Source organism: Halobacterium sp. KA-6 (genome assembly GCF_021029015.1).
Classification (GTDB): Archaea; Halobacteriota; Halobacteria; order Halobacteriales; family Halobacteriaceae; genus Halobacterium.
Map to the genome: position 1 here is coordinate 220,741 of NZ_JAJJZH010000002.1, position 25,835 is coordinate 246,575.

Below are 25,835 nucleotides of genomic sequence, written 5' to 3' on the forward strand. Positions count from 1 at the left end.
CCGCGAAAGTCGTTGTGGCGACAGCCCGCCGAACGAAACCCTTACGCCGTCCCCGGCGGTACGTCTACGTGCGGGACCGTGGGGTAGCTTGGTATCCTTCAGCGTTTGGGACGCTGTAACCCCGATTCAAATTCGGGCGGTCCCACTTCTCTGCGGCGCTACGACGACTAGCCCGGCTGCCGTAGCCCGGGTAGTCCGTAAGCATATATCTAATCGCGACGATATTATTTCGCATGGAGTCGCATCGGAAAGGAGACCTGACCGAAGCCACTGTAATCACGGAGTTGAAGCGGCGGGAGGTCCCCGTGGCAGTTCCGTTCGGTGACAACGAGCGCTACGATTTGGTCGCGGAATCAGCGGGCGACCTCTATCGGATTCAGGTGAAGACCGGCTGGCTCTCGGACGGCTGCGTGGAGTTCCACGGGAAATCGAGCCACACGAATTCGGCCGGCAACGTCTACAAGACGTACGACGGCGACACGGACTTCTTCGGGGTGTACTGCCACGAGCTCGAACAGCTGTATCTCGTCGACGAGGACGCGTTCGAGACGGAGATGCGCCTTCGCGTCGAGGACCCCGAAATCGAGCAGCCGAGCATCAACTGGGCCGCCGAGTACAAATTCGACGAGCAGTGGCCGCCGGAGGACGGCACGAACTCCGTCACGGGCGAGCGCGAGGCCATCGTCCGGACGCTGCGCGACCGCGGCGTGGACGTCATCGACGCGATGGACAGCGACGCGCCCTACGACGTCATCCTGCGCACGCCCGCGGACGACCTCCTGCGAGCGGCCGTGCGCCGGGGCTCGGTGACGAACGGCCGGATTCGGTTCGACACGAGCCAGACCGTCCCCGGTCCCGACGACATCGAGTACGTGGTCGTGGACTGCGCGGAGCGCGGCGAGCAGTATCTCGTCGAGCGCGCGAGCTACGAGCGCACGATGAGCCTGCGCGTGGCCGAACCCGAGCAGGCGCAACCGTCGATAAACTGGGCGGAAGAGTACGAGTTCGGGACGTGCTGGCCGCCGGGGTAGGTTCGCGTGGGATGTGGTCTGCCGCGATTACTGTGCAGAGGTTAGGGTCGCTAACCTCCCCCGTGATGGGGTCAGTTTTAGAGAAAGTTAAGTGAGAGCAGTTGAAGAGATTCTCAGTTCCCCGAATTTCTTTCGTCTTCGAATTCGTCCTTGAGTTCTGGGAACATGTCAAGAAGATCCTCACGGATCTCTTCTTCGTGCTTCTCGACTTCCTCGAAGTTCATTTCGGAATCATAGTCTGTATTCTCGTAGAGCCAAGACTCTTTACTCCAATTTTCGAGATCATCGTTGGAAATCCCAGCGGTTGCTTCCCGGATTTTCTCGATTAGATCTTCGTACTGGCTATATCCATCCGGATTCCCATCATTTACTCGGGGATGGTCAGCACCAAGATATTTCGTGACAACCTTCCCGTATAGCCAGTCCTGCTCTGTCGGTAGTTCTCCTTCTAAACCGTTCAGTGTGTCTCGAAGGCTATCCGAATAGCTACCGTACATATAGGGTTTAAAATCCGCATCAGTAGCGCGCTTTCCGTCTTCCTTTAGAGAAGTTACTAGGTCGAGGATGTAAACTAGCTTCTGCAGGCGAAACTCGTGAAGGTATTTGTGATGACGAAGGAAGTCTCGGAGGATAGCCTCAAGACTATCCGCATCCCTTTCCTCGGACATAGCGGAATCCTCCGTCTCACTCATACTAGAAGTTTAGAGCTAGAGCCCTCTAACTCCCACGGCCGTATTGAAAGTATAAATTTGTTTTGTCATTCTTCCCTTAGAACTCGCTAAGAGTCTGTTGCTGGCCTTCTTCAGTTTCATCCAGCTCGTAGTGGTCAATTACGAATCCTTCAATAACGTACTCAATATAGTGCCTCTTGTAGGTCCCAGCCGCGTCAACAAACACTACTGTGGCGATTAGTGTTAAGCCGGGAAGTAGTCGTTCAGTCTGACCGGGGAGAAGATAAACTATCCGGGGAGAATGAGATAGAATAGCAAAATCACCGAATGGCTGATAGAGCGCTAGTATGTACCCGACTGTTAGGATTAGAGAAACTACCCACATACTCCGACAGAACGAGTAAATTGCCTGAAACCGACGGTGAACAGAGAAGGGAGATATAGAGAGTCGAGCAGTTACTCGTGTATATAGATCGCAGGTTTTGTTGACGTCCTGCTGCCGGACGTTAATGTCAAACACTTCATCAACTGCCTCGGCAAAGGGTTCCAGCGCCTCATCACGTGCGCGTTCCTCCCAACGACTATCGAAAGGACGCCGACCGGAGGGCGGGTAGTTCCACTGGAACCACTTCGCGAATAGATAGCGGTGGCCGACAAAAGAATCGTAAGTTCCCCAAATACGTCGTCTTATCCAATCAACCATTCCGTTCCGCCAAGTCGGTGGAAAACGTGCGAAGCCAGACTTCCCCGTAGCCGAATCCACATTCTTAAAAGAGTCCAGATCGGTCGAGACATTCTTGAACTTCAACATCTGTTGTCCCTCGTATATCCGGCCTATAATCCAACCAAACATCTTCTCAATATTCTCTGCAAGAGTGTGCAAACCCTGACCAATCATCAATCCAATAACCAGAAGGACGACTAACAACGCGGCTGCACTCACGATTGAGCCACCATTAGGAACTGCCCCCGTCATATTAGCCTGACTAATAGGTAGCAGAGTCCAAATACCGAAGACAAGCGCTGCTCCGGGTACAGATTTGCCAAAGAAGTCATAAGATCCCAACAGCTGTAAAATGCTATATTGCATATTCAGTCAGTTATCATTTCATGTTCTCCAGGTTGAGGTTCTGCTTCTTCGGGCTGCTCGGACGACGAGACCCGCTGGATCACATGTGTAAGGAGGGTCCCGAGAAATCCCATCAGGGCATACATAAGCAGGAGGGCGTTGAGGCGAGTACTTCCGTCGAATAGTGTTGGGTCGGGAAGAAACTCGAACCCAAAAATCATTATCGCTGCTACGGCAAGAGTTACGGAGAGATACCGGTGGTCTGTTTCATCGGGTCTCCCGGTATGAGAACAAGTACTGGATGCAGTAAGTAAGCTGACGAAGAGTACGACCATAAGAGCAAATGCACCTAAGTCAGCCGAATTAACTAGATTCGCAGTGAGTAGATAAAGCCCACCGAGAAGGACTACACGTGGAGTCGTGATTTTCGTCTCTAATACAACGTAAGAAAGATAGGAGCGATTGGCTATCCCACTAATCAGGAGAAGAACGAACAGCACGACAATATCATCAGCTACCAACGGAATAATTCCTGCCACTCTGTACCTTATTCGTTTGGTGCGGGATTTTCCATAGTAAAGTTTTCGCCGTATTGTAAGGTCAAGTTCTGAAATTGACTCACAGAAAAGCGGGGCCGCTGTTAGTTCGCTATGTGTGGCACGACGATTTCGTGCAAGAAGCGAACGAACTCCAACGTATCGACACTACTATCGTAGATGTCGACATACCCGCTCTCAGTGATGAGGAACTTCAGCGACCGTCCGTTATAGCCGAAGTTCTCGACACCGAGGCGATTAATCGCTGCTTCGTCGATGAACTCGCGTGCATCCGTATCGCCACTGAGATCGCCGATATGGACACCCTTCTCAACTGGCCCATCGCGATCGTAGAAGCCACCCAGCCAGATATCAGCTTGGGGGTACTCCTCCGCGAAAGTACCAAGGTCGAGTTCGCTGTTGACAAGGGTCCCGCCAGTCGCGTCTTCGATGAGATTGTGCGCGAAATCGCTCTCGGTGTCGTTCGTGACGATGAACTCACCTTCAAGATGGAGGATATCCGTATCCTGAGTCGCGATTTCCGTTCCTTCGTCGTCAACAGCGATGGTACCGTCGTCCTGAATTCGAGTGGTTTCTACGTCGACGACATGCTCTTGTGCAGCACGACCGCGGCTTAGATCGAGTGGACCGCCGCCGTTGAACGCGCCGAGGTCTGTTTGCATGATCTCGCCGCGCATGTTGAGCGAGGACTTCAGCTCATGTCCCTGCTCAGTTCGGAAGTTGGGGAAGTCACCATCGTCGATCTCACTTCCTGGGTTGACGAAGTGCGCGAGTGCACCCCTATTCATGGGTGATACCTCGTTCGTGGGGAGTCGATTTTTGTCTGGTCATGTGACGTAGTTTCAGAGCCGTGACTCCCCCCTCAGAGAAACATTTACTAGGTCTGCACTCGCTTCATACGAGTGCTGGATTAGACCTCTGAGGCGGTCAAACGGTGTCTGCTGCCACAGCCACCGTATTGGCCCTTCTACAGCGTTGGTTCGCGAGTATCACACGAACCTATCAGTGATTACGTGGGTTGCGGTAATAATGGTACCCAAAGCGCGGTGAAAGTAGTTGAATTTGGTCGATTAAACCGTCTGTAGTATGCCGTTTTTTAGTTTCGGCAGCCCAGTGGAAGTGAAGGGGTCGATCTCTTCTAACGGTATGATATGATGAGAATCAATTAAAGCGATACACTTCAGCCGAAGTCTCAACCGATACCGCTTGTCGACCTCGCGTTCAAAATAGGGGGCACTCCTGCAGTTAACTCAGACGTCCAGCTGTAAATCGACTCCATACGGCCCACAAACAGCCGGCCTGGCACTCGAGTTCCATCCTCTAACTCATTCATTTCATCCCCACCTTCCACCCGGGAAAATACATTTACCGTCACCCCACCAACACGTACGCATGAGCGACCTGTCCCCGACTGACGTGGCACCGGCGTGGGTGTGGCTCGCGACGGCCGCGAGCGGCGTGCTCGCAGCAGTTATACACGTCGCGGGCGGCGCAGCCTACGAGTCCGTTGTCGGCGTGCTGACCGCCGGCGCAGTCGTCGGCGTGCTGTACCTGCTCTACCAGTGGGGACAGATTCGGGAAAAGCCGACCAGTGCGAAGAGCGACCGCAAGAAGGAGATGGAAGCGGAAGCGGGCGGCTACGGCGGCAACGGCGGCGGTGGCTAGCCCGGCCGCCTATTCCTCGCGGAGGACGTCGTAGACGCCGACCATCTCCGTTTCTTCGACGCGCGCCGTGAATTCAGCGCCTTCCTCGGGCGCGTCGTCGGCGACGAGCGTGACGGCTTCGATGGGGTCGCGCAGCAGGAACGACTTGATGCGTTCGAGCCACGACGGCGCGCCGCCCTTCCGGCAGACGAGCACGTACCGAGAACTGGCGAGGTCGCGGAGGGCGGGCTGGAGGTCGTGGTCGTCGACGTCCTCCGGGGGGACGACGGCGAGCACTTGCGTGTGAAGCGTTTCGGGCACACGCGACCCGAGGGGTTCGACCGGAATGAGTCTTGCTCGAACGCGGTGCTTTTCCGACGCACGCGAAACGCACCGGTATGGTCGGGTCGTCGGTTCTCATCGCGGTCGTGGCACTCGTGTTGTACGGCGCGTGGGCGGTCACCGCGGGCGTGGCGACGCGGAGCATGGCGCCCGTGAACGCCGTGTTCGTCTCGTACGTCGCGGGCATCGCTGTGGCTGGCGGGTACGCGCTCTGGACGCGCCAGCCGGTGACGGGCTCGCGCGTCGACCTCGCGTTCGCGGCAGTCTCAGGCCTCTGTCTGGCCGCCGGCACCATCGGCTTCTACGCGGCGCTGGCGCGCGGGAACATGGCCGTCGTCTCCGCCATCGTGGCGCTGTACTTCGTGATTCCCGCGGTCGTCGGCGTGCTCTACTTCGACGCGGCGCTGTCCGCGACGAACGTCGCGGGGCTCGTACTCGCGGTCGTGGCGGTCGTGCTCGTCGCGTCCTGACGAGATTCGACCCCGCTTCCGGGACTCTCTTATAGGCAACTCCGAACATCATCCGGGCGGCTCCCACGCAGTGAAAACTGCGAGGGTGGTTCTTGGAGAGCGCGCGGAGAGCCTCCGCTGACGGTCGAATCACGCGAGAGACGACGGGCGGCGGCCATTCGAGTCGCCCGCACGACGGAGGCTGACACGAATGCCAGACTCAGACGACGACACCCCAATATCGTTCGACGACGACGAAGAGGAGCGCATGGAGCGCCTGCTCGACGACACCGAGTACGACACGGAGCTCGGCGTCGAGATGGCGAAAGACGCCCAGCGCGTCGCCGCGGGCGAGCTCTCGGAGGCGGAGTTCTACCGCCAGTACCACGAGGACGTCCTCGAGGAGTTCGGCGAGGACGACCGCGAAATCTCGGGGCTGCTCGACGACGCCGGCGGCGACGGGTTCGCCGACCGGCTCTCCGGGCTCGCCGACGACGAGGGCCTCTCGCGGCGCGAAGTGATGAAGAAGGGTGGCGCCGCGGCGGTCGCGCTCGGGCTGTTCGCGAGCGTGGACAGCGAGACCGCCGCCGCTGCCCAGGAGGGCGACGAGGGCGAGGGCACGCGCTACGGGATGACCATCAACCTCAACAACTGCGACGGCTGTCTCGCCTGCGTCGTCGCGTGCAACGAGGAACACGGCACGTCCCGGGGCGCGAATTGGATGTACGTGTTCACGTACGAAGACGAGGCCCAGGGCGACGAGAACTTCCTCGTGCGGCCGTGCCAGCACTGCACCGACTCGCCGTGCACGAAGGTGTGTCCGGTCGGCGCGCGTCACACCCGCGAGCAGGACGGCCTCGTGCTCACCGACTACGACATCTGCATCGGCTGCCGGTACTGCGAGGTCTCCTGTCCGTACGGCGTGAACTACTTCCAGTGGGGCGAGCCCGACGTCCCGGACAGCGAAATCGACGACGACCACCAGTACGACGAGCGCGGCCGCTGGGTCGGCTCCCGGCCGCCGAAGGGCGTGATGGGCAAGTGCACGTTCTGCGTCGACCGCCAGGACGGCCAGATGGGCGAGGACAAAATCGGGACGACCGCCTGCGAGGAGGCGTGCGCGATGGACGCCATCCACTTCGGCGACATGAACGACCCGGAGAGCGCGCCCAACCAGCACCTCCGGGAGTACCGCGAGCAACAGGCCAACGACCAGTCGTACCCGAACCGCAAGGAGCACACCGTCTCCACGTTCGAGCTGATGGAGGAGCGCGGTACGGACCCGAACGTCCACTACATCGGGAACGAGCCGTCCCCGCACGCCGAACAGGTCGAGGGCCCCGTCACGTACGAGGACGCGGGCATCGTCGACAACCGCAAGGAGGAGGTGCTGGACAACGGCGCGATGGCCAACACGGAGGGCGAAGAGGCATGATTGGGGCCGCCGACCGCGAACGGCCCGAGCGCGCCGCCCGCGACGACGGGACGCGCCGCGTCACCACGAACGGAGGTGAGCGGCCGTGAGCGTCGACGTCACCGGCGTCGGCCGCGACACGCTCGTGCGGCCGATTCAGACGTTCTCGAAGCAATACGTCGCCGCCTTCCTGCTCGCGCTCGCGGGCGTCGGCGTCTGGCTGTTCTTCTACGTCCAGCAGCTCGAACACGGCCTCGTCGTCACCCACCTCGGGGACTGGGGCTCCGGCGGCGGCGTGCCGTGGGGCCTCTATATCGGCGCGTTCATCTGGTGGGTCGGCATCGCCCACGGCGGCATCATCCTCTCCGCCGCGGTGCGGCTGCTCGGCATGGACACCTACCAGCCGGTCGCGCGCATGGCCGAACTGCTCACGATTGCGGCGCTGACCTGCGCGGGTCTGTACATCCTCATCCACGTCGGCCGGCCGGACCGCCTCGTGACGAGCGTGCTGCCCGCGTGGCCGACGCGCGTCCAGTGGTCGCCGCTCGTCTGGGACGTCACCGTCATCACCGCGTACTTCGTGCTGACGGCGACGTACCTCCTGTTGACGATTCGCTACGACGTCCACCGGCTGCGCGACCGCCTCCCCGACCGCTTCGAGCCGCTGTACAAGGCGCTGCTCGTCGGGTACAGCGAGAAGGAGGACCAGGTCGTCGAGCGCATGGTGTGGTGGCTCGCGTTCGCCATCATCATCATGGCGCCGCTGTTGCTCCACGGCGGCGTCATCCCGTGGCTGTTCGCCCTGCTGCCGTCGATGGCGGGCTGGGCGGGCGGCGTGCAGGGGCCGTCGTTCCTCTCCATCGCGCTCACCTCGGCGGTCAGCGGCATCATCATCATCGCCGCGGCGTTCCGCTACGCCTACGACTGGCAGGAACTCATCCCGACGCAGGTGTTCTACGGCCTCTCGAAGTGGCTGGGCTTCTTCGGCCTGCTGTTCCTGTGGCTGCAGCTCCAGCAGGTCATCACGGGCATCTTCGCCGCGCCGACCACGCTCCAGCACGCCACCGAAGTGAAGATCGCGACCCCCATCTACTGGGTCGCCATCGGGCTCGTCGTCGCCGCGGAGCTGTACGTCTTCGCGGCCGCGCTGAAGTCCTCACTGTTCTCGATTCCGCGCATCGTCGCGGTCTCCGTGCTGGTGCTCGTCGGCACGCTCGTCGAGAAGACGCTGTTCGTCGTCGAGGGGCTCCAGCACGCGCACTTCCAACTGTACGACGCCGTCCCCGGCGTCTACGTGCCGTCGCCCGTGGAACTGTCGTCGCTGCTGGGCGCGGTGGGCATCGTCGTGCTGTTCTTCCTCGCCGTCTCGAAGGTGATTCCGGTGGTCGAACTGCACGCCATCGAGGACCACGAGGAGGTGACCGACTGATGTTGCCGCTCGCGTCGGCGCCGTACACGCTGCCGTTCGTCGGCCCGGGCACGTACCTCATCTTCGGCATCGTGCTCGCGCCCGTCTACGTGATGCTGGCCGCGTGGTACCTCGGCGAGCCCAGCGACGGCCGCACCGCCGGCCTCGGCGCCGCCTACCTCGCCGGCCTCACGACCGTGCTGTGGGGCGGCCTGTTCGTCGCCACGATGGTCATCAAAGTCGCGTTCTTCTGACAGCCAGCCACCCGCGCCGGGGGGACCCCGGCACCCACCCAACACCATGACCACTGCACCCGAACTCCGAGCACGACTCGCCGACGTGGAGGACCCGCTGAACGACGACGACATCGTCTCGATGGGGCTCGTCAACGACGTCACGGTGAGCGAGGACACCGCCCGCGTCTCGCTGGCGTTCAACGCGCCGTACTCGCCCGCCGAAATCGAGATCGGCAACGAAATCCGGGACGTCGTCGAGGGCGCCGGCCTCGACCCCGACCTGCGCGCGAACGTCGACGACGACCACGGCTTCGACGACGAGATTCTCCCGGGCGTGAAGAACGTCGTCGCCGTCGCCAGCGGGAAGGGCGGCGTCGGGAAGACGACGGTCGCGGCGAACCTCGCGGCCGGCCTGAACGACCGCGGCGCGCGCGTCGGCATCCTCGACGCGGACGTCCACGGTCCGAACGTCCCCCGCATCCTGCCGACCGAGAACGAGCCCGGCGTCACGCCCGACGGCGACATCGTGCCGCCCGCCTCGGACGGCGTGCGCGTGATGAGCACCGACCACATGATGCCCGACGGCGACGAGCCCGCGGTGATGCGCGGGCCGATGGTGAACAACGTGATGATGAAGTTCATCAACGAGGTCCAGTGGGGCCGCCTCGACTACCTCGTCGTCGACCTCCCGCCGGGCACTGGCGACGCGTCGCTGAACCTCCTGCAGACGCTGCCCGTCGCGGGCGTCGTGGTCGTCACGACCCCACAGGAGATGGCCGTCGCGGACGCCCGGAAGGGCCTGAAACTGTTCGCCGAGCACGACGCGCCCGTCCTCGGCGTCGTGGAGAACATGGCCGCGTACCACTGCCCGAACTGCGAGGACACCCACGAGGTGTTCGGCAGCGGCGGCGCCGCCGAAATCAGCGACGACTACGACGTCCCCGTGCTCGCGGAGCTCCCCGTCCACCCGGACTTCGGCAGCGAGGCCGGCGGTCCGACGATTCGCGACGAGGACAGCGCCGTCCAGGACGACCTCTTCGACTTCGTGGACGAGACCGCCGACCGCGTCGGCGAAATCAACCGCCGGAAAGTCGCCGAACACGTCGCCGAGCGTGGCGACGACGTGCCCGAGGAAGCCGACGCCCCCACTGGGTCGCCGTAGGCCGCGGCGTCACTCCGCGGACTCGACGCCAGTAATTTCGAAGCGCGCGCCCGTCTCACTCTGCGCCGCGTCCGTGGCAGCGACCTCCCAGCCGTGCGCGGACGCGATGGTTTCCACGATGGAGAGCCCGAGGCCCGTACCGTCGCTGGTCGTGTACCCCATCTCGAAGATGTCGTCCTGCAGGTCCGCGGGGATACCGGGGCCGTCGTCCTCGATATAGAACCCCGAACCGTCGGCGAGCGCGCCGACGCGCACCGTGACGTCTGGACCGCCGTGTTCGACGCTGTTCCGGTAGAGGTTCTCCATGAGTTGGACGACGCGGTCGGCGTCAGCGTCGAACGCGAGGTCGCCATCCACGACGTGCGTGGCTTCTTCGGCGGCGACCGACGCCCACGCCTGTTCGGCCAGTGCCGCCAGCGACACGCGCGAGCGCTCACCGATGTCCTCGCCCTCGCGCGCGAGCATCAGCACGCCCTCGATGATTTGCTCCATGCGGTCGAGCGCCCGCGCCGCCGCGTCGAGGTGCTCGCTGTTGCGCTGGTCGCGCTCCAGGTCCACGCGGCCCGCGGCGACGTTGAGAGGGTTACGGAGGTCGTGGCTGACGACGCTGGCGAACTGGCCGAGGCGCTCGTTCTGGCGCTGAATCTGGCGGCGCGCGTGCTCCTCGTTGGTGACGTCCGTGACGACGACCATCTCGCCGACGCGCGTCCGCCCGAACGTGAACGGCGTCGCCGACACCTGGTAGAACCGCCGCTCCCCGCCCCGGTCGAGTTCGATGACGTCGCGTTCGCCGGCGAGCCGGTCGGCGATTGCCGGGACGACGTCGGCGAGCGGTTCGCCAGTCGCGCCCATCAGCGCGGGGAACAGTTCGCGGGCGCGCTCGTTCGTGTCCCGAATCTCGTCCTCCTCGGTGAGGAAGACGACCGCGTTGTCGACGTCGCCCGCCAGTTGGACCGCCTGGAACCGGTCGAGGAAGACGAACAGCACGCCTACCGCGAACGCCGCGACGCCCAGTGACTCGTAGCTGAGTTCGGGAATTATCGACGTGGACGCGCCGACGATGTCCGCCGCGACCGGGAGGCCGGTGATGCCGACGAGCACGAGCAGGGGGCGCGTGTCGTAGCCCGTCTGCCCGAGCAGCTCGAACAGCATGAAGTAGCCGACCGCGGCGAGCGCGTACGCCGTCCCCATCACGACCCAGTGGAGGACGTAGTGGTCGACTGCGAGGTGCCGGAACGGGGCCGACGCCTGCTCGACGCCGAAGTAGAAGCCGTGCACGGGGTTCGTGACCTTCACCGCGACGACGGCGAGGAAGACACCCAGCGCGACCCGGCGGACCAGCGGGTCGCGGTGGAACGCCCGGCCCGTGTACGCCGAACAGAAGTACAGCCACGCGCCCACTGTGGCGAGCCCGAAGATGAGGCCGCCGGTGTACGCGGCGACCTTGAGTTGCGTCGACGGCAGGGCGAGGAAGCCCGCCTGCGCGGCCGCCCAGCCGCCGCTGGTCACGAGCAACGCGGCGAGCCCGCGGCGCGTGTCCGGGTCCTTGACGTGCTCGACCTGCGACAGCCCCGCGACGCACGCGAGCGCCGACACACCGAACACCGCGACGTAGCCAACGAACACCAGTCCTGTCATCAGACGACTCCGTAGTTGTCGGGGGTTCTCGGCGGAGCGGGATACCTGTTCGGGCGTGGATTCACTTCCACCCCGGTTTGCGAACCTTCTTAGGCGAGCGCGCGCTACCTACCGTGGACAGAATGGCCCAGGCCGCAAACCAGGAACTCGTCGACAGGTTCGAGGAGTTCTACCGCCGGTACTACAGCGACGACATCGCGGAACTCGCCCGCAAGTACCCCCGCGAGTCGAAGTCCCTCCACCTCGACTGGCGGGACCTCTACCAGATGGACCCCGACCTGGCCGACGACTACATCAACCACCCCGACGACCTCCGGGAGGCCGCCGAGGAGGCGCTGCGCCTCTACGACCTCCCCGTGGACGTCAGCCTCGGACAGGCCCACGTGCGCGTGTTCGGCCTCGACGAGCACACCGAGATTCGCGCGATTCGCGCCGAACACCTCAACACGCTCGTCAGCGTGCAGGGGATGGTGCGGAAGGCGACGGACGTGCGCCCGAAAATCGAGCGCGCGGTGTTCGTCTGCCAGCGCTGCGGCGCCGAAACCGAAGTGCCCCAAGGCGACGCCGGCTTCCAGGAGCCCTACCAGTGCGAGAGCTGCGAGCGCCAGGGGCCGTTCAAGCTCGACCCCGAGCGCTCCGAATTCGTCGACTCCCAGAAACTCCGGATTCAGGAGTCCCCAGAGGGGCTGGCGGGCGGCGAGACCCCGCAGAGCATCGACGTACACGTCGCCGACGACATCACCGGCGAAGTGACGCCCGGCGACCACGTGACCGTCTCGGGCGTGCTCCGCCTCGACCAGAGCGAGGGCAGCAACGAGTCTCCCGTCTTCGACCTCTACATGGAGGGGACGTCGGTCGTCATCGAGGACGAGGAGTTCGACGAGATGAACATCACCGAGGAGGACAAACAGCAAATCGTCGAAATCTCGAACCGCGAGAACATCTACGAGCAGATGGTCGACTCGATGGCGCCCTCCATCTACGGCCACCGGGAGGCCAAGCTCGCGATGATTCTCCAGCTGTTCTCCGGCGTCACCAAACACCTCCCCGACGAGTCCCGCATCCGCGGCGACCTCCACATGCTCCTCATCGGGGACCCCGGGACGGGGAAGTGTCTCGACGGAGACACGCACGTGACACTCGCGAACGGCACCGAACGCCCGATTCGGGACATCGTCGAGGAGAACCTCGACGATCCGAAGTCGGTCGACGACGGCGTGTACGACGACATCGACCTTCCGGTGCTCTCGATGGACGCCGACGGGACGCTCACCAAACGGCGAGCGACCCGGGTTTGGAAGCGCGAAGCACCGGATGAGATGTACCGGATTCGCACGTCAAGCGGACGTGAACTCGAAGTGACGCCGTCGCACCCGCTGTTCGTACAGCAGGACGGTAAAATCGAGGCACGAACGGCGGACGAACTCGGCACAGACGAGTTCGTCGCGACGCCGCGGTCGCTACAGACGAGCGGCGACGACACGCTCGACGTCGCGTACCGGCGCGCCAAGTCGGAGAACGCGGTCCGGCTGGACCTCCCGGACGAGTGGACGCCGTCGCTCACACGGCTCGTTGGCTACATTATCGCCGAAGGGTACGTCGTGCTCAACGACGACAACACTGGCGACGTCAGAGTGACGAACGAAGACGACGAGATACTCGACGACGTCACCGACGCGTTGGATAACCTCGGACTCAACTACGCAATCAGCGGACCGCGAGACGGAAAATCCGCGAAGACTGTCCGCTGCACCTCAGGCGAGTTCGCGAGCTTCCTCAAGAACCTCGAGCCGGCGATTCTGCAGCGGTCGGCGGACCAGCGCGTTCCCGACGCGATTCGTCGCGCGACTGCGGAGACGAAATGCGCGTTCCTTCGTGCGTACATCGACAGCGAGGGTCATGTCTCGGAGACCCAGCGCGAAATCACGGTCGCCTCGATGAGCCGCGAACTGCTCGATGACGTTCGCTCGCTGTTGCTCGCGTTCGACATCACCTCGAGCGTCGAAGCGCGGAACAACGGAAGCCACCGGCTCCGAATCGGCGGCGACAGCTTCAAGCGGTACGTCGAGCAGGTCGGCTTCGTCACGGAGCGAAAGTCGACGGCGGCCGGCTCCTACGACGACCAATCCTCGAACACGAACGTCGATGTCGTCCCCAACATCGGCGGCGAACTCCGCCGCATCCGAGAGGCACTCGAGGTCTCGCAGTTCGACTGCGGCGTCCCGAGAACGACGTACCAGCACTACGAGCGTGGCGACCGGAATCCGAGCCGGGACAGCCTCCGGCGGGTCGTCGAAGCGTTCGAGGATCGACTCGCGTGGCTCCGGGAAGTCAAACAGAGCGTCGAAGACGGAGACTGGCGAGACGTCTCCGCAGTCCGCAACGAACTGAACGTCTCGCAGGCGGAGCTTGCGGACGAGATGGACGTCGAGCAGACCGCTGTGAGTTACTACGAACGGAATGACGCCGTTCCGGATGGCGGGAAAGTGGCGTCGGCAAAGCGCGGGCTCGGCGCGCGAATCGACGAGGCGCTCTCGGTCGAGACGGACGTCGAGCACCTCCGTCACCTCGTCGAGAACGACGTTTCGTGGGACCGCATTGAGTCCATCGAGACCGTCGAACCGGCCGAGGAATGGGTGTACGACCTCGAAGTCGAGGGGACGCACGCGTACCTCTCGAACGGCGTCGTCTCCCACAACTCCGCGCTCATCTCCTACGTCCAGAACATCGCGCCGCGCTCCGTCTACACCTCCGGCAAGGGTTCGTCCTCGGCAGGTCTGACGGCGGCCGCGGTACGGGACGACTTCGGCGACGGCCAGCAGTGGACGCTGGAAGCCGGCGCGCTCGTGCTCGCCGACCAGGGCGTCGCGGCGGTGGACGAACTCGACAAGATGGCCGCCGACGACCGCTCGGCGATGCACGAAGCGCTCGAACAGCAGAAGATCTCGATTTCGAAGGCGGGCATCAACGCCACGCTGAAAGCCCGCTGTTCGCTGCTGGGCGCGGCGAACCCGAAGTACGGCCGCTTCGACCAGTACGAGCCCATCGGCGAGCAGATCGACCTCGAACCCGCGCTCATCTCCCGGTTCGACCTCATCTTCACGGTGACCGACGAGCCCGATCCCGAGGAGGACGCGAAGCTCGCCCGCCACATCCTCCAGACGAACTACGCGGGCGAACTCAACACCCAGCAGGAGCAGCTCGCGAGCGCGAACCACACCGAGGACGAGGTCGACGCGCAGACGGACACGGTCGCGCCGGCCATCGACGCCTCACTCTTGCGGAAGTACATCGCGTACTCGCGGCGGAACTGCTACCCGACGATGTCCGACGAAGCACGGGAGGCCATCGAGGACTTCTACGTGGACCTCCGCGCGGAGGGCCAGGGCGAGGACTCGCCCGTGCCGGTGACCGCGCGCCAACTCGAAGCGCTGGTGCGGCTCGGCGAGGCCTCCGCGCGCGTCCGACTCTCGGACACCGTGGAGGTCGAGGACGCCGAGCGCGTCATCGAAATCGTGCGCTCTTGCCTCCAGGATATCGGCGTCGACCCCGAGACCGGCGAGTACGACGCGGACGTCGTCGAAACCGGGCGCTCGAAAACCCAGCGCGACCGCGTGAAGAACGTCAAGGCCATCATCAAGGAGATCGAGGACGAGTTCGACGAGGGCGCGCCCGTCGAGGAAGTGTTGGACCGCGCCGAGGAGGTCGGGATGGACGCCTCGAAAGCCGAACACGAGATTGAGAAACTCAAGGAGAAGGGCGAGCTCTACCAACCGAACAAGGACCACCTGCGGGCGATATGAGAATCGGCGCGATCTGAAGGGCGCGAGTCCACGATATTTGGATGATTCTGGGTTGCGGTGACGCTACGTCAGTGGTTGTCGTCACTGGAACAAAAATTCAGGTGTTCGTCGCGTTACTCTTCGCCGGCGCCTTCAGCGATGCTGTCCGCGATGTCGTCGAGTTCGTCGTCGGCGAGGTCGGGACGCTCGCCGGCGACGGCGTGGATCGGCCGGCCGCCGTCGTCGTCGAAGCGCGGGATGATGTGGCCGTGCACGTGCGGGACTTCCTGGCCGGCGGCTTCGCCGTTGTTGAACGCGACATTGCTGCCGTCGGCGTCCACGACGTCCTCGACGATTGGCGTGAGGTAGTGCAACGCCGCGAACATCATCTCGCCGCTCTCCGGCGGGACGTCCCCGAGCCTCTCGTGGTGATCCTTGGGGATGACGAGCGTATGCCCGGGCGCCAGTGGGTTCGCGTCGAGGAACGCGAGCACGTCGGCGTCCTCGTAGACGACGCGTGCGGGAATCTCTCCATCGACGATCTGACAGAAGATGCAGTCCTCGGCCATACGCGGCCCAACACGGGCCTCGATTAAAAGCCTACTCGCAGGTTAGCGGTCGGCGACGCTGTCGCGGAACTGGTCGCGGTCGACGACGCGGAGCGTGAGGTCCCCGGTGGCGACAGATGCGCCGTCGTCGCGCTCGGCGCGGCACGCGAACGAGAGGTCCGGGCGGTCGACGCCGACGAGCGTCGCAGAGACGTCGACGTTGCGGCCGACGGCGACGGGCGCGAGGTGCGAGACCGACGCGCCACGGTCGACCACGCCCGTGCCTTCGGGGAGGTAGCCGCGGAGCGCCTCGCGGACGACGACCTCGAACTGTGCGAGGAGGTACGGCGTCCCGAGCACGCGCGTGGCTTCCTCGGGAGTGGCGTCGACGGCGGCGGGGTCGCCGGGCGGGTCGTCGTGGGAGCCGAACGCGACGGTGGCGTGCTCGGCGTCGAGCGTGAACGTGGACTCCCCGCGAACGTCGGCGTCGTCGAGGACGGCGAAGGCGTCCGTCATGGGTGACGAGACGGTGTAGCCGGTGTTAGTCCTGACGGCGAGTAGAACGCCGACTGCGTCGAAGCCGAGCGACCGGGCGGCCACGCTACTCCGTCAGCGGGAGGAGAACGCCGAAAACGAGCGGACAGACGACGATGCCGAGTACGCCGAGGACTTCCGCGTCAAAGAGGAGCGCGTGCTCCCAGCCGGGCAGCGAGGAGCCGCCGAGTTGGAGGCCGAGCGCGCCGACGACGAACAGCGCGAAGCTCGCCAGCGTGGAGCGTTTCACGAGCGACGAGTAGTCGAGGTTGCCGTAGCGTCCCATACGCCGAGGACGCGTGTCGTCGCTACTAAGCCTTCTGTCTCGAACAGAAAGGCTATGAGCGGTGGCTGGCTACGGCCGAGCATGCTCAGCAACTTCGCGGAACTGTTCGACGTCGCCATCACCCTCGCGTACGCGGTGCTCGGCGCGGGGCTCGTGGGGACGGGCGTGCTCACCGAGCTGCGGAGCGTCGCCACACTCGGCAGCGGCAACCTGGTCCTCGGCGCGTGGCTAGCGGTCATGGGGGTCGTCGCCATCGCCGCCGGTACGATGCTGTTCACGGACAAGGTGCGGGCGCGGGTCGGCAGCGGCAGCGCGTAACCCGGCGCCGACTGTACAACCGATTACCCTTTTAGGTGCGAGCGAGACGGGTACGCCATGAGCCGATTCGCCGACGTACCCGACCAGTACGACCCCGAGGACGTCGAGGACCGGGTGTTCGACTACTGGGACGACGTCGACGCCTACGAGCAGGCCAAACAGCACCGCGCCGACGGCGAGGACTTCTTCTTCGTCGACGGCCCGCCGTACACGTCCGGCGCTGCGCACATGGGGACGACGTGGAACAAGACGCTGAAGGACGCCTACATCCGCTACCACCGGATGCAGGGCTACGACGTCACGGACCGCCCGGGCTACGACATGCACGGGCTCCCCATCGAGACGAAAGTCGAGGAGGAACTCGGCTTCGAGTCGAAGAAGGACATCGAGGAGTACGGCGAGCAGAACTTCATCGACGCCTGCAAGGAGTTCGCCGACCGGAATCTCGAGGGCCTGCAGTCGGACTTCCAGAGCTTCGGCGTCTGGATGGACTGGGAGAACCCGTACAAGACCGTCGACCCGTCGTACATGGAGGCGGCGTGGTGGGCGTTCGACCGCGTGCACGAGCGCGACCTCGTCGAGCGCGGGAAGCGCTCCATCAGCCAGTGTCCGCGCTGCGAGACCGCCATCGCGAACAACGAAGTGGAGTACGACGACGTCGAGGACCCCTCCATCTACGTGACCTTCGACCTCGACGACCGCGAGGGGTCGCTGGTCGTGTGGACGACGACGCCGTGGACGATTCCCGCCAACGAGTACGTCGCCGTCGACGAGGAGGGCACCTACCAGCAGGTGCGCGCGACGAACACGACGACGACGCCCGACGGCGAGGAACTCGTCGAGGAGGACGTGCTCTACATCGCCGAGGAGTGCGTCGAGGACGTGCTCCGCGCGGGCGGCTACGACGACTACGAGGTCGAGGAGTCGTTCCTCGGCAGCCACATGCTCGGCTGGTCGTACACGCCGCCGCTCGCCGAGGAAGTGCCCGCGAACCCCGTGGACGCCGACGGCACGCACGAAGTCTACCACGGCGACTGGGTGGAGGCCGACCGCACGGGCCTCGTTCACTCCGCACCCGGCCACGGTGAGGAGGACTTCGAGCGCGGCGAGGAACTCGGCCTGCCGGTGTTCTGTCCGGTCGGCGAGGACGGCGTCTACACCGAGGAAGCCGGCAAGTACGAGGGTCAGTTCGTCCGGGACGCCAACGAGGGCATCATCGAGGACCTCTCCCGGAAGGGGTCGCTACTCGCCAAGGAGACGGTCACACACTCCTACGGGCACTGCTGGCGCTGCGACACGGGCATCATCCAGATCGTCACCGACCAGTGGTTCATCACCATCACGGACGTCAAAGACGAGCTCCTGGAGAACATGGAGGACTCGGAGTGGCACCCGCAGTGGGCCCGCGACAACCGCTTCCGGGACTTCGTGGAGGACGCGCCGGACTGGAACGTCAGCCGGCAGCGCTACTGGGGCATCCCGGTCCCCATCTGGACGCCCGAGGACTGGAGCGGCGACATGGACGACGTACTCGTCGTCGGCACTCGCGAGGAGCTCGCGGAATTGGCCGACCAGGAGGTCGACCCCGAGACGGTGGACCTGCACAAGGACACCGTCGACGACCTCACCATCACGCACCAGGGGACGACGTACACGCGCGTCCCGGACGTCTTCGACGTCTGGCTGGACTCCTCGGTGGCGTCGTGGGGCACCCTGAACTACCCCGAAGAGGAGGAGGACTTCGAGGAGCTGTGGCCGGCGGACCTCATCATGGAGGCCCACGACCAGACCCGCGGCTGGTTCTGGTCGCAACTCGGCATGGGCACCGCAGCGATGGGCGAGGTGCCCTACGACGAGGTGCTCATGCACGGCTACGCGAACATGCCCGACGGCCGCGGGATGTCCAAGTCGAAGGGCATCACCATCGAGCCCAACGAGGTCATCGAGGAGTACGGCGCGGACCCGATGCGCCTGTTCTTGCTGTCGGTGAGCCCGCAGGGCCAGGACATGCGGTTCTCGTGGGACGAGACCGAGAACATGCAGCGGGACCTCAACATCCTCTGGAACGTGTTCCGGTTCCCGCGGCCGTACATGGCGATGGACGACTTCGACGCGAACGTCCCCGAGCCGTTCGGCGGCGACGGGGCAGGGGTGTCCGTCGACGACGTCCACCTCGAGACGGTCGACCAGTGGCTGCTGTCGACGCTCCAGCGCGTCAAATCGGACGCCACCGACCACTGGGACGCCTTCGAGCAGCACAAGGCCCTCGACGAGATTCTGGACTTCGTCACGGGCGACCTCTCCCGGTACTACGTGCAGGTCGTCCGCGAGCGCATGTGGGAGGAGGGCGACTCCGAGTCGAAGACCGCGGCGTACGCCACCCTCCAGCGCGCGCTCCTAGAAGTGACCGCGATGCTGGCGCCGTACGCGCCGCTCGTCACCGACGAACTCTACCAGCACCTCACCGACGGCGACGCCTACGACACCGTCCACATGTGCGACTGGCCCGAGGTCGAGGAGCGCTACCGCCAGCCCGCGCTCGAGGACGACGTCGCGGCGCTGCGCGACATCGAGGAAGCCGGCAGCCACGCGCGCCAGCAGGCCGGCCGGAAGCTCCGCTGGCCGGTGACGCGCATCGTCGTGGATGCCGACGACGACCGCGTCGCGAGCGCGGTCCGCGACCACCCGAGTCTGCTGCGCGACCGCCTGAACGCGCGCCGCATCGAGGTCGTCGACGAGGGCGAGAACTGGGACGAACTGGCGTTCAGCGCGCGCGCCGACATGAGCGTGCTCGGCCCCGCGTTCGGCGACGACGCCGGCGAGGTCATGCAGGCGCTCAACGACGCGCACGTCGAGTCCGCGGACCTCGACGCGCTCGCTGAACAGGTCAGCGATGACCTCGGCCACGACGTCGAACTCACGCCCGAGATGGTGGAGTTCGTGGAGGAAGCGCCCGAGCACGTCTCCGGCGCGGACTTCGACGGCGGCACCGTCTACGTCGACACCGAACTCGACGAGGACGTCGAGAGCGAGGGGTACGCCCGCGAGGTCATCCGGCGCGTCCAGGAGATGCGCAAGGACCTCGACCTCGCGATGGACGCCGAAATCCGGCTGGACGTCGTGGTGTTCGACGACCGCGTCGCCCGGCTGGTTTCCGAGCACGAGGACCTCATCGAGGAGGAGACCCGCGCCCGCGAGCTCGGCGAAGTCGAGGACGGCTACCGCGAGGAGTGGGACGTCGAGGGCACGAAGATGGCGCTCGAAGTCGAGGAACTGTAGCGGGCCGCGAGCGCGAACGAACGACTATTTTCGGGGGAAAGAGCGCGTTACAGCGACTGCAGCGTCTCCGCGACGGCGGGCGCGGCACTCACGGTGGAGACGGCGCGCTCGATGGTGTCGGTGCCGTAGACGGCTTCGACGCCGGCGTTCGCTAACTTGAGACGGGCGTTCCCCACGAGCAGCGGGTGGACGCACGTGACGTAGACGCGCGCCGGGTCGTCGAGTTCGCCGACGGCCTCGCTCATCGTGGAGCCGGTGGCGATGATGTCGTCGACGACGACGACGTCGCGGCCGGAGACGTCGACGTCGCTAGGCGTGACGGTGACGTCGCTGCCGGAGTGGCGGTGTTTCTCGAAGTGGTCGGTCTCGCCGACGCCGTAGCCGTCCCGCACGGACTGGGCGAGGCCGACGGCCCCCTCGTCGGGCGCGAGGAAAACGGGATCCGCGAGGTCCGCGGGCAGCGGGTTCGCGAGGTGTGCGGACGCGTCCACGCCGGTCGCGGGGACGTCGAAGAAGCCGAGCACGCTCTGTTCGTGCGGGCAGACGGTGACCACGCGGTCGGTGCCCGTGGAGATGGCGCGCGCCATCGTGCGGGCCGAGACGGGTTCGCCGGGCTCGAACGCCTCGTCCTGGCGCGCGTAACCCATGTATGGAATCACGGTGACGATTTCGTCGGCGCCGGCCTCGTGAGCGGCGTCCTGCAACTGGAGGAGTTCGACGTGGGCGTCGCTGGAGACTGTCGACGCGACGACGACGGCGCGACCGTCGATGGGTGGGACGCGGACGATGTGCTCGCCGTCCGGGAACGACTCGTACTCGACGCGCGCGAGGTCGTCGCCGAGCTCCGCCGCGAGCGCCGCGGCGAGCTGCTGGGTCGCGGACCCGCTGAGTATCATACCAGACGCGAGGCCTGCCGGCGGCTTACGCGTTTCCCTCGGCGACGACGGCGAGCGCGGACGCCGCGCGGAGCCCGAGGCTGCGGTGCCGGAAGCCGTCCCCGGCGTCCGCCGCGAGCGTGCCGTCGGCAGTGAGCACGACGACGGCGTCCGTGGCGTACGCGACGTCGGCGACTGAGTCCTCGATGGGGAGGTCGCGGGCGTGCCATTCGTCGGCGGGGTCGTCGGGTGCGTGCTCGTAGAGCGCGTCCGCGGTCGCGGCGTGCGCACGGCCGAGGTCGCCCGCGTCGGCAGTCACGGGGTCACTGGTGACGACCGCGAAGTCGCCGTCGGCGGCGTGCATCCAGCCCGCACCGAGCCAGTAGAGGCCGTCGGACGTCGCGGCCAGCGGGACGCCGGCGGCCGCGACGTCCTTCGCGTCGTCCAGTCCGACCGCGGAGAGGCCGTCGTCGGTGAGGCGGTGGACGCCGTCCGCGGCGGCGACGAGGTCGGCGTCGAGCGCGCGAACGTCGCTGTCCACGGTGCCGACGGTCGTCCACGCATCGCCATCGTAGCGCGCGAGCCGCCCGTCCTCGCCAGCCGCGAGCACGTCGCCGTCGTAGGCCGTGACCGCGACTGCAGGCCCGAAGCCGGTCTCCTCGAAGCCGTCGTCGTCCCCGAGGAGGACGTCCTCGTCTGTCGCTGCGGCGATGCCGCGCGGGGTCGCCGCGACGTCGCGGGCCGTACAGCGCTCGACGAGACTGAACTCCCCGACTTTGTCCTGCGAGACGCGCGCGACGGCGACGCCGAGGTCGGCGGCCACGTACGCGTCGACGGTCTCGGACTGGTCGGTGTAGACGCGCTTCTCGCGGATGGTCGGCATACGTGAAGGCGTCTCGCGGGCGAGCGAAAGCGTTGCGGTTGCGCCGTGGACCGGGAAAAACCTTTGCCGTGGCCGCCGTAGGCGGGGGCATGCGACGGCGGGCGGTGCTCGCAGCGGTGGCCGCGCTGGCCGCCGGCAGCGGCTGTTCGCGGGTGGTCGGCGAGGACCCGGTGGAGGTCCGGGTACGACGTGCCAGCGAGGCCGCCGTCGAGAACGCCGACGTCCACTGCCCGCTGTCCGCGCCGTTCGTCGAAGCCCACCCCGCTCTGGAGCGCGTGCTGACGTCGGCGACGACCGCGCCCGACGGCGAGTGGGTCGTCACGGACGTCGACCGGGAGACCGGCGAAGCGCTCGCGGCGGACCTCCGGAAGCGCTGCGGACAGGTCGACGCCGTCTACCACTACGAGGACGACGAGTACCGGGTGCGCGTACTGGTCGAGGACAACAGCACGCAGAACCGGAACAGTTCGGCCAGTTCGGAAGCGATTAGGCGCGGGCCGCCCCAGAAACGCACATGAAAGTGTTCGGGTCCAGCGGCACCCGGGGCGTGGCGAACGAGGAACTCACACCCGGGTTCGTGCAGGGGGTCGCGAAGGCCGCGGGGTCGGTGTGGCGGACCGACCGCGTGGCGGTCGCGCGGGACACGCGAACGACCGGCCGGATGCTCGTGAACGCCGCGACCAGCGGCCTCCAGAGCGTCGGCATCGACGTCGACCGGCTTGGCGTGGTGCCGACGCCGGGCCTGCAGGCGTACGCCGAACGCGAGGGGATTCCCGCGGTAATGGTGACTGCGAGCCACAACCCCGCGGAGTACAACGGCGTCAAGCTCGTCGGCGCGGACGGCGTCGAACTCCCCGTTGACGAACTGGAGCGCATCGAGCGGAAGTTCCTCACCGAGCAGTTCGACGAGGTCGCGTGGGACGCGGTCGGCGCGGACGTCGATGTGGAGTCCGCGCGCCGCGAGTACGTCGAACAACTATTGGAAGCAGTCGACCGCGAGGCCGTCGCGGACGCGAACCTCACGGTCGCGCTGGACCCCGGCCATGGCGCGGGCGCGCTCACGAGCCCCGAGTTCTACCGCCGGCTCGGCTGCAAGGTCGTCACCGTGAACAGCCAGCCCGACGGCCACTTCCCGGGCCGGGACCCCGAGCCCGTCGCGGAGAACCTCGACGACCTCGGCGGCCTCGTGCGTGCGACGGACGCCGACGTCGGCATCGCCCACGACGGCGACGCGGACCGCGCCATCTTCTTCGACGAGCACGGCGACTACATCGAGGGCGACGCGACGCTGGCGGCGCTCGCGGAAGCCGAACTCGACGAGAGCGACACCACAGTTTCGGCGGTGAACGTCAGCCAGCGCCTCGTGGACGTCTGCGACCGCACGGGCGCGGACCTCGAACTCACGCCCATCGGGAGCACCCAGATTATGACCCGCATCCGCCAGCTCGAGTCCGAGGGCGAGACGGTACCGGTCGCCGGCGAGGGCAACGGCGGGGTCATCTTCCCGGGCTACCGGATGACCCGCGACGGTGCGTACACGGGCGCGCGCTTCCTCGAACTGCTCGCGGACAGTACGGCCAGCGAGGTCGTCGCGCCGTACAGCGACTACCACAACGTCCGCATCAACGTCGGCTACGACAACGACGCCGAGCGCGAGGCGCTGCTCGGCGCGGCCGAAGAACAGGCGCTGGACGCGGACGCCGAGCGCACCACCATCGACGGTTACCGGCTCGACTACGGCGACGCGTGGGTGCTCGCACGGCCCTCGGGCACGGAACCCGTCGTCCGCATCTACGCGGAAGCCACCAGCGAGGAGCGCGCGCGCTCGCTCGCCGACGAGTTCGCGGCCGCGCTCCGCGCCGCGAAGGCCGGCGTCTAGAGCCGGTCGAGGGCGTCCCGGAGTTCCTGCTCGGCCTCGCGGGCTTCTGCGAGGTCGTCGGCGACCCCGGCTTCGATGCGCTGTTTCTCAGAATCAGTGAGTTCGTGCTCCGCGACGGCAGCCGTTCGCAGTCGCTGGTAGTCGTCGTCGCGGACCCGGCGACGGACCGCGTGGAGCGCCGCGAGCACGTCGTCGTCGGCGAATCGCGCGACGACCGAGACGAGTTCCTCCAGCCGGTGCGTTAGTTCCTCGGCGGGCGCGGGCGGCCAGCCGACGGTGAGCGGCTCGGCGTCCAGTCGGTCGAGGTACGTGCGGTTGCCGCCGACCGCGCGCTTCAAGGCTCGCGGCTCGGCGACGTAGTGGTCGAGTTTCGACGGCGAGTACTCCGCATACTCCAGCAGTTTCGGGAGCGGCTCGGTGCCGGCCTCGCGGTCCGCGACGAACGCCTCGAGGTCGTCGGGCGCAGGGTCGAATCCCACGAGCGGGTACGACTGCGTCGTCTCCACGAAGCCGAGCACGTCGCGGGCGGGCGCCGACTCGCGGAACTCCCGGAATGCCGCACGCACGCGCTCGTCGTACGTCTGGATTGGGTCGCGCAACGTCTCCACGGGCGCGTCGAGGTCCGCGTCCCCGAGCCGCTGGAGGCGCTCCAGTTGCTCGACCTCCGCGGCGTACTCGTCGGCGCGCTCCGCTACCCGGGTTCGTGTGTCGCCGTACGCCTCTCGGGCATCCTCGAGGTCGTCCAGCCGGCTGACGAGGTCGCGGGCGTCCGCGAGCCGGTCGCGCGCCTCCGCGAAGTCGCTCTCGGAGAGCCGGCGCTTCTTGAACAAGTCCAACAGCGACTCGAAGGCCTCCCGCTCCGGGAGGTCCTCGTCCAACTCCTCGACGAACGCCACGAGGTCGTCCTGGAAGTCGATGTACGACTTGAAGTCCCCCGTGCCGGTCGCGTCGGCCTCGTACTGGTCGAACAGCCGTTCGAGACCGTCGAGAGCGTCCCGGATTTCACGGAGTCGAGCCTTGCCGACGTCCTCGACCGCTTCACGGGCGTCCTCGCGAGCGTCCCGCGCGGCTTCGAGGTCGGCGACGAGGCCGGAGGGGTCGGTGGTGCGGGCGGCCTGCGCGTCGGGCATTACGTGAATTGTGGGCGCTCGCGCTGATAGGCTTTCTGTGCGACGCATGGGAGCATCGTGGAACACTGCGAATGGTTCAGACAGTGCCTCTTCGAAAGCCCCGAGGCTGTAGACTCGGGAGGCTCGCTGTGCTCCTCGCTCACTGCGTTCGCTGCGGTACTTGCATCGCCTGCCTTCGTCTACAGCCGCGCCCCTTTCAATCCGCCCGTTGCCGGCTGACCAACCGGTCTAGGAAGGGCTTTCGAGGTCAGCCAAGAAACAGTTGGAACGACGAATACGAGCAGAGAATCACAGACGGAGTCAGTACACGTCGTCGGGGTCGAAGACCTGCTCGCCCACGACTTCCCCATCGAGCGTGCGGTGGAAGCAGGAGTGGTAGCCGGTGTGGCAAGCACCACCGGATTGGTGGACGCGATAGAGGAGCGCGTCGCCGTCGCAGTCCACGCGGACCTCCTCGATTTCCTGGGTGTGGCCGCTGGTCGCGCCTTTCTCCCAGAGTTCCTCGCGGGAGCGTGAGTAGTAGTGTGCGCGTCCGGTCTCGACGGTCTGCTCGACGGCGTCGCGGTTGGCGTACGCGAGCATCACGACTTCCTCGGTCTCGACGTCCTGGGCGACGACCGCGACGAGGCCGTCGTCGCCGAAGTCGAGGTCTACCTCGAAGTCCATACGGGAGCGACGGGGGCCGGCCGGTTAGCGGTTA

At 65.6% G+C, this 25,835-nt stretch carries 25 protein-coding genes and 1 tRNA gene; 13 read left to right on the plus strand and 13 right to left on the minus strand.

What is annotated here, in order from left to right; all coding sequences use genetic code 11:
* Positions 1-72 precede the first annotated feature (72 nt).
* Positions 73-145 (plus strand) — tRNA-Pro (locus LPA46_RS06155).
* Positions 146-233: 88 nt separating this feature from the next.
* On the plus strand, positions 234-1,031 hold the full coding sequence (locus tag LPA46_RS06160) for a group I intron-associated PD-(D/E)XK endonuclease (RefSeq protein WP_230891837.1): 798 nt from the start codon (positions 234-236) through the stop codon (positions 1,029-1,031).
* Between the two features lie 113 nt (positions 1,032-1,144).
* On the opposite strand, the gene LPA46_RS06165 is transcribed toward LPA46_RS06160, so the two are convergent.
* From LPA46_RS06165 to LPA46_RS06180, 4 genes are all read right to left on the minus strand, one after another.
* Positions 1,145-1,723 (minus strand): SocA family protein, encoded by a 579-nt coding sequence (locus LPA46_RS06165; protein WP_230891838.1) that lies wholly within the window; start codon positions 1,721-1,723, stop codon positions 1,145-1,147.
* A 76-nt stretch (positions 1,724-1,799) separates the two neighbouring features.
* Positions 1,800-2,645, minus strand: coding sequence for a hypothetical protein (locus LPA46_RS06170; protein ID WP_230891839.1), 846 nt, complete (start codon positions 2,643-2,645; stop codon positions 1,800-1,802).
* 149 nt (positions 2,646-2,794) lie between these two features.
* Complete coding sequence (locus LPA46_RS06175) at positions 2,795-3,310, minus strand: hypothetical protein (RefSeq protein ID WP_230891840.1); 516 nt, start codon at positions 3,308-3,310, stop codon at positions 2,795-2,797.
* A 101-nt stretch (positions 3,311-3,411) separates the two neighbouring features.
* Positions 3,412-4,116 carry a hypothetical protein gene (locus LPA46_RS06180; RefSeq protein ID WP_230891841.1) on the minus strand — a complete coding sequence of 235 codons (705 nt, stop codon included), beginning with the start codon at positions 4,114-4,116 and terminating at the stop codon, positions 3,412-3,414.
* Positions 4,117-4,720: 604 nt separating this feature from the next.
* Between LPA46_RS06180 and LPA46_RS06185 the strand changes: the two genes are divergently transcribed.
* On the plus strand, positions 4,721-4,993 hold the full coding sequence (locus LPA46_RS06185; protein ID WP_230891842.1) for a hypothetical protein: 273 nt from the start codon (positions 4,721-4,723) through the stop codon (positions 4,991-4,993).
* A 9-nt stretch (positions 4,994-5,002) separates the two neighbouring features.
* On the opposite strand, the gene LPA46_RS06190 is transcribed toward LPA46_RS06185, so the two are convergent.
* Positions 5,003-5,293, minus strand: a complete 291-nt coding sequence (locus LPA46_RS06190) for a DUF7526 family protein (protein ID WP_230891843.1) — start codon at positions 5,291-5,293, stop codon at positions 5,003-5,005.
* A gap of 77 nt (positions 5,294-5,370) precedes the next feature.
* Here LPA46_RS06190 and LPA46_RS06195 point away from each other — a divergent pair, with 77 nt between their 5' ends.
* The 5 genes from LPA46_RS06195 (at position 5,371) to LPA46_RS06215 (ending at position 9,983) form a co-directional block, all read left to right on the plus strand.
* Positions 5,371-5,784 carry an EamA family transporter gene (locus LPA46_RS06195; protein WP_230891844.1) on the plus strand — a complete coding sequence of 138 codons (414 nt, stop codon included), beginning with the start codon at positions 5,371-5,373 and terminating at the stop codon, positions 5,782-5,784.
* Positions 5,785-5,974: 190 nt separating this feature from the next.
* On the plus strand, positions 5,975-7,198 hold the full coding sequence (locus LPA46_RS06200) for a 4Fe-4S ferredoxin N-terminal domain-containing protein (protein ID WP_230891845.1): 1,224 nt from the start codon (positions 5,975-5,977) through the stop codon (positions 7,196-7,198).
* Between the two features lie 85 nt (positions 7,199-7,283).
* Positions 7,284-8,606: an NrfD/PsrC family molybdoenzyme membrane anchor subunit gene (nrfD, locus tag LPA46_RS06205; protein WP_230891846.1), complete on the plus strand. Its 1,323-nt coding sequence runs from the start codon at positions 7,284-7,286 to the stop codon at positions 8,604-8,606.
* On the plus strand, positions 8,606-8,839 hold the full coding sequence (locus tag LPA46_RS06210; RefSeq protein ID WP_230891847.1) for a hypothetical protein: 234 nt from the start codon (positions 8,606-8,608) through the stop codon (positions 8,837-8,839). Before nrfD ends, LPA46_RS06210 begins: the two co-directional genes overlap by 1 nt.
* 46 nt (positions 8,840-8,885) lie before the next feature.
* Positions 8,886-9,983 (plus strand): Mrp/NBP35 family ATP-binding protein, encoded by a 1,098-nt coding sequence (locus LPA46_RS06215; protein WP_230891848.1) that lies wholly within the window; start codon positions 8,886-8,888, stop codon positions 9,981-9,983.
* A 9-nt stretch (positions 9,984-9,992) separates the two neighbouring features.
* On the opposite strand, the gene LPA46_RS06220 is transcribed toward LPA46_RS06215, so the two are convergent.
* Positions 9,993-11,621, minus strand: coding sequence for a sensor histidine kinase (locus LPA46_RS06220; protein ID WP_230891849.1), 1,629 nt, complete (start codon positions 11,619-11,621; stop codon positions 9,993-9,995).
* Positions 11,622-11,743: 122 nt separating this feature from the next.
* On the opposite strand from LPA46_RS06220, the gene LPA46_RS06225 reads away from it, so the two are divergent.
* Entirely contained in the window at positions 11,744-15,424 is a 3,681-nt protein-coding gene (locus tag LPA46_RS06225; RefSeq protein ID WP_230891850.1) for an LAGLIDADG family homing endonuclease, read from the plus strand.
* A 113-nt stretch (positions 15,425-15,537) separates the two neighbouring features.
* Here the strand turns inward: LPA46_RS06225 and LPA46_RS06230 are convergent, their stop codons facing one another.
* Genes LPA46_RS06230 through LPA46_RS06240 form a run of 3 tightly spaced genes read right to left on the minus strand, consistent with a single transcriptional unit; the run spans position 15,538 to position 16,771 of the window.
* The gene (locus LPA46_RS06230; protein WP_230891851.1) at positions 15,538-15,972 is read right to left on the minus strand and encodes an HIT family protein; all 435 of its coding nucleotides are present in this window, start codon (positions 15,970-15,972) and stop codon (positions 15,538-15,540) included.
* Positions 15,973-16,014: 42 nt separating this feature from the next.
* Positions 16,015-16,551 (minus strand): thioesterase family protein, encoded by a 537-nt coding sequence (locus LPA46_RS06235; RefSeq protein ID WP_230888180.1) that lies wholly within the window; start codon positions 16,549-16,551, stop codon positions 16,015-16,017.
* Position 16,552: 1 nt separating this feature from the next.
* The gene (locus tag LPA46_RS06240; RefSeq protein WP_230888181.1) at positions 16,553-16,771 is read right to left on the minus strand and encodes a DUF7860 family protein; all 219 of its coding nucleotides are present in this window, start codon (positions 16,769-16,771) and stop codon (positions 16,553-16,555) included.
* An 81-nt stretch (positions 16,772-16,852) separates the two neighbouring features.
* Between LPA46_RS06240 and LPA46_RS06245 the strand changes: the two genes are divergently transcribed.
* Both LPA46_RS06245 and ileS read left to right on the plus strand, forming a co-directional pair.
* Positions 16,853-17,089, plus strand: a complete 237-nt coding sequence (locus tag LPA46_RS06245; protein WP_230891852.1) for a hypothetical protein — start codon at positions 16,853-16,855, stop codon at positions 17,087-17,089.
* A gap of 57 nt (positions 17,090-17,146) precedes the next feature.
* Complete coding sequence (gene ileS, locus LPA46_RS06250) at positions 17,147-20,368, plus strand: isoleucine--tRNA ligase (protein ID WP_230891853.1); 3,222 nt, start codon at positions 17,147-17,149, stop codon at positions 20,366-20,368.
* A gap of 47 nt (positions 20,369-20,415) precedes the next feature.
* Here ileS and LPA46_RS06255 read toward each other — a convergent pair whose 3' ends face one another.
* Positions 20,416-21,264 carry a ribose-phosphate diphosphokinase gene (locus LPA46_RS06255; protein WP_230891854.1) on the minus strand — a complete coding sequence of 283 codons (849 nt, stop codon included), beginning with the start codon at positions 21,262-21,264 and terminating at the stop codon, positions 20,416-20,418.
* Positions 21,265-21,289: 25 nt separating this feature from the next.
* Positions 21,290-22,126 carry an HVO_0234 family beta-propeller protein gene (locus tag LPA46_RS06260; RefSeq protein WP_230891855.1) on the minus strand — a complete coding sequence of 279 codons (837 nt, stop codon included), beginning with the start codon at positions 22,124-22,126 and terminating at the stop codon, positions 21,290-21,292.
* A gap of 89 nt (positions 22,127-22,215) precedes the next feature.
* On the opposite strand from LPA46_RS06260, the gene LPA46_RS06265 reads away from it, so the two are divergent.
* A complete protein-coding gene (locus LPA46_RS06265; protein WP_230891856.1) occupies positions 22,216-22,644 on the plus strand; it encodes a hypothetical protein in 429 nt (142 codons plus the stop codon).
* Positions 22,641-24,005: a phosphoglucosamine mutase gene (gene glmM, locus LPA46_RS06270; RefSeq protein WP_230888187.1), complete on the plus strand. Its 1,365-nt coding sequence runs from the start codon at positions 22,641-22,643 to the stop codon at positions 24,003-24,005. The genes LPA46_RS06265 and glmM overlap by 4 nt, the downstream gene beginning before the upstream one ends.
* Here the strand turns inward: glmM and LPA46_RS06275 are convergent.
* A complete protein-coding gene (locus tag LPA46_RS06275; protein WP_230888188.1) occupies positions 24,002-25,135 on the minus strand; it encodes a DUF7118 family protein in 1,134 nt (377 codons plus the stop codon). The two genes, glmM and LPA46_RS06275, sit on opposite strands and share 4 nt — an antisense overlap.
* A 300-nt stretch (positions 25,136-25,435) precedes the next feature.
* Complete coding sequence (hisI, locus tag LPA46_RS06280) at positions 25,436-25,801, minus strand: phosphoribosyl-AMP cyclohydrolase (RefSeq protein ID WP_230888189.1); 366 nt, start codon at positions 25,799-25,801, stop codon at positions 25,436-25,438.
* Positions 25,802-25,835 lie beyond the last annotated feature (34 nt).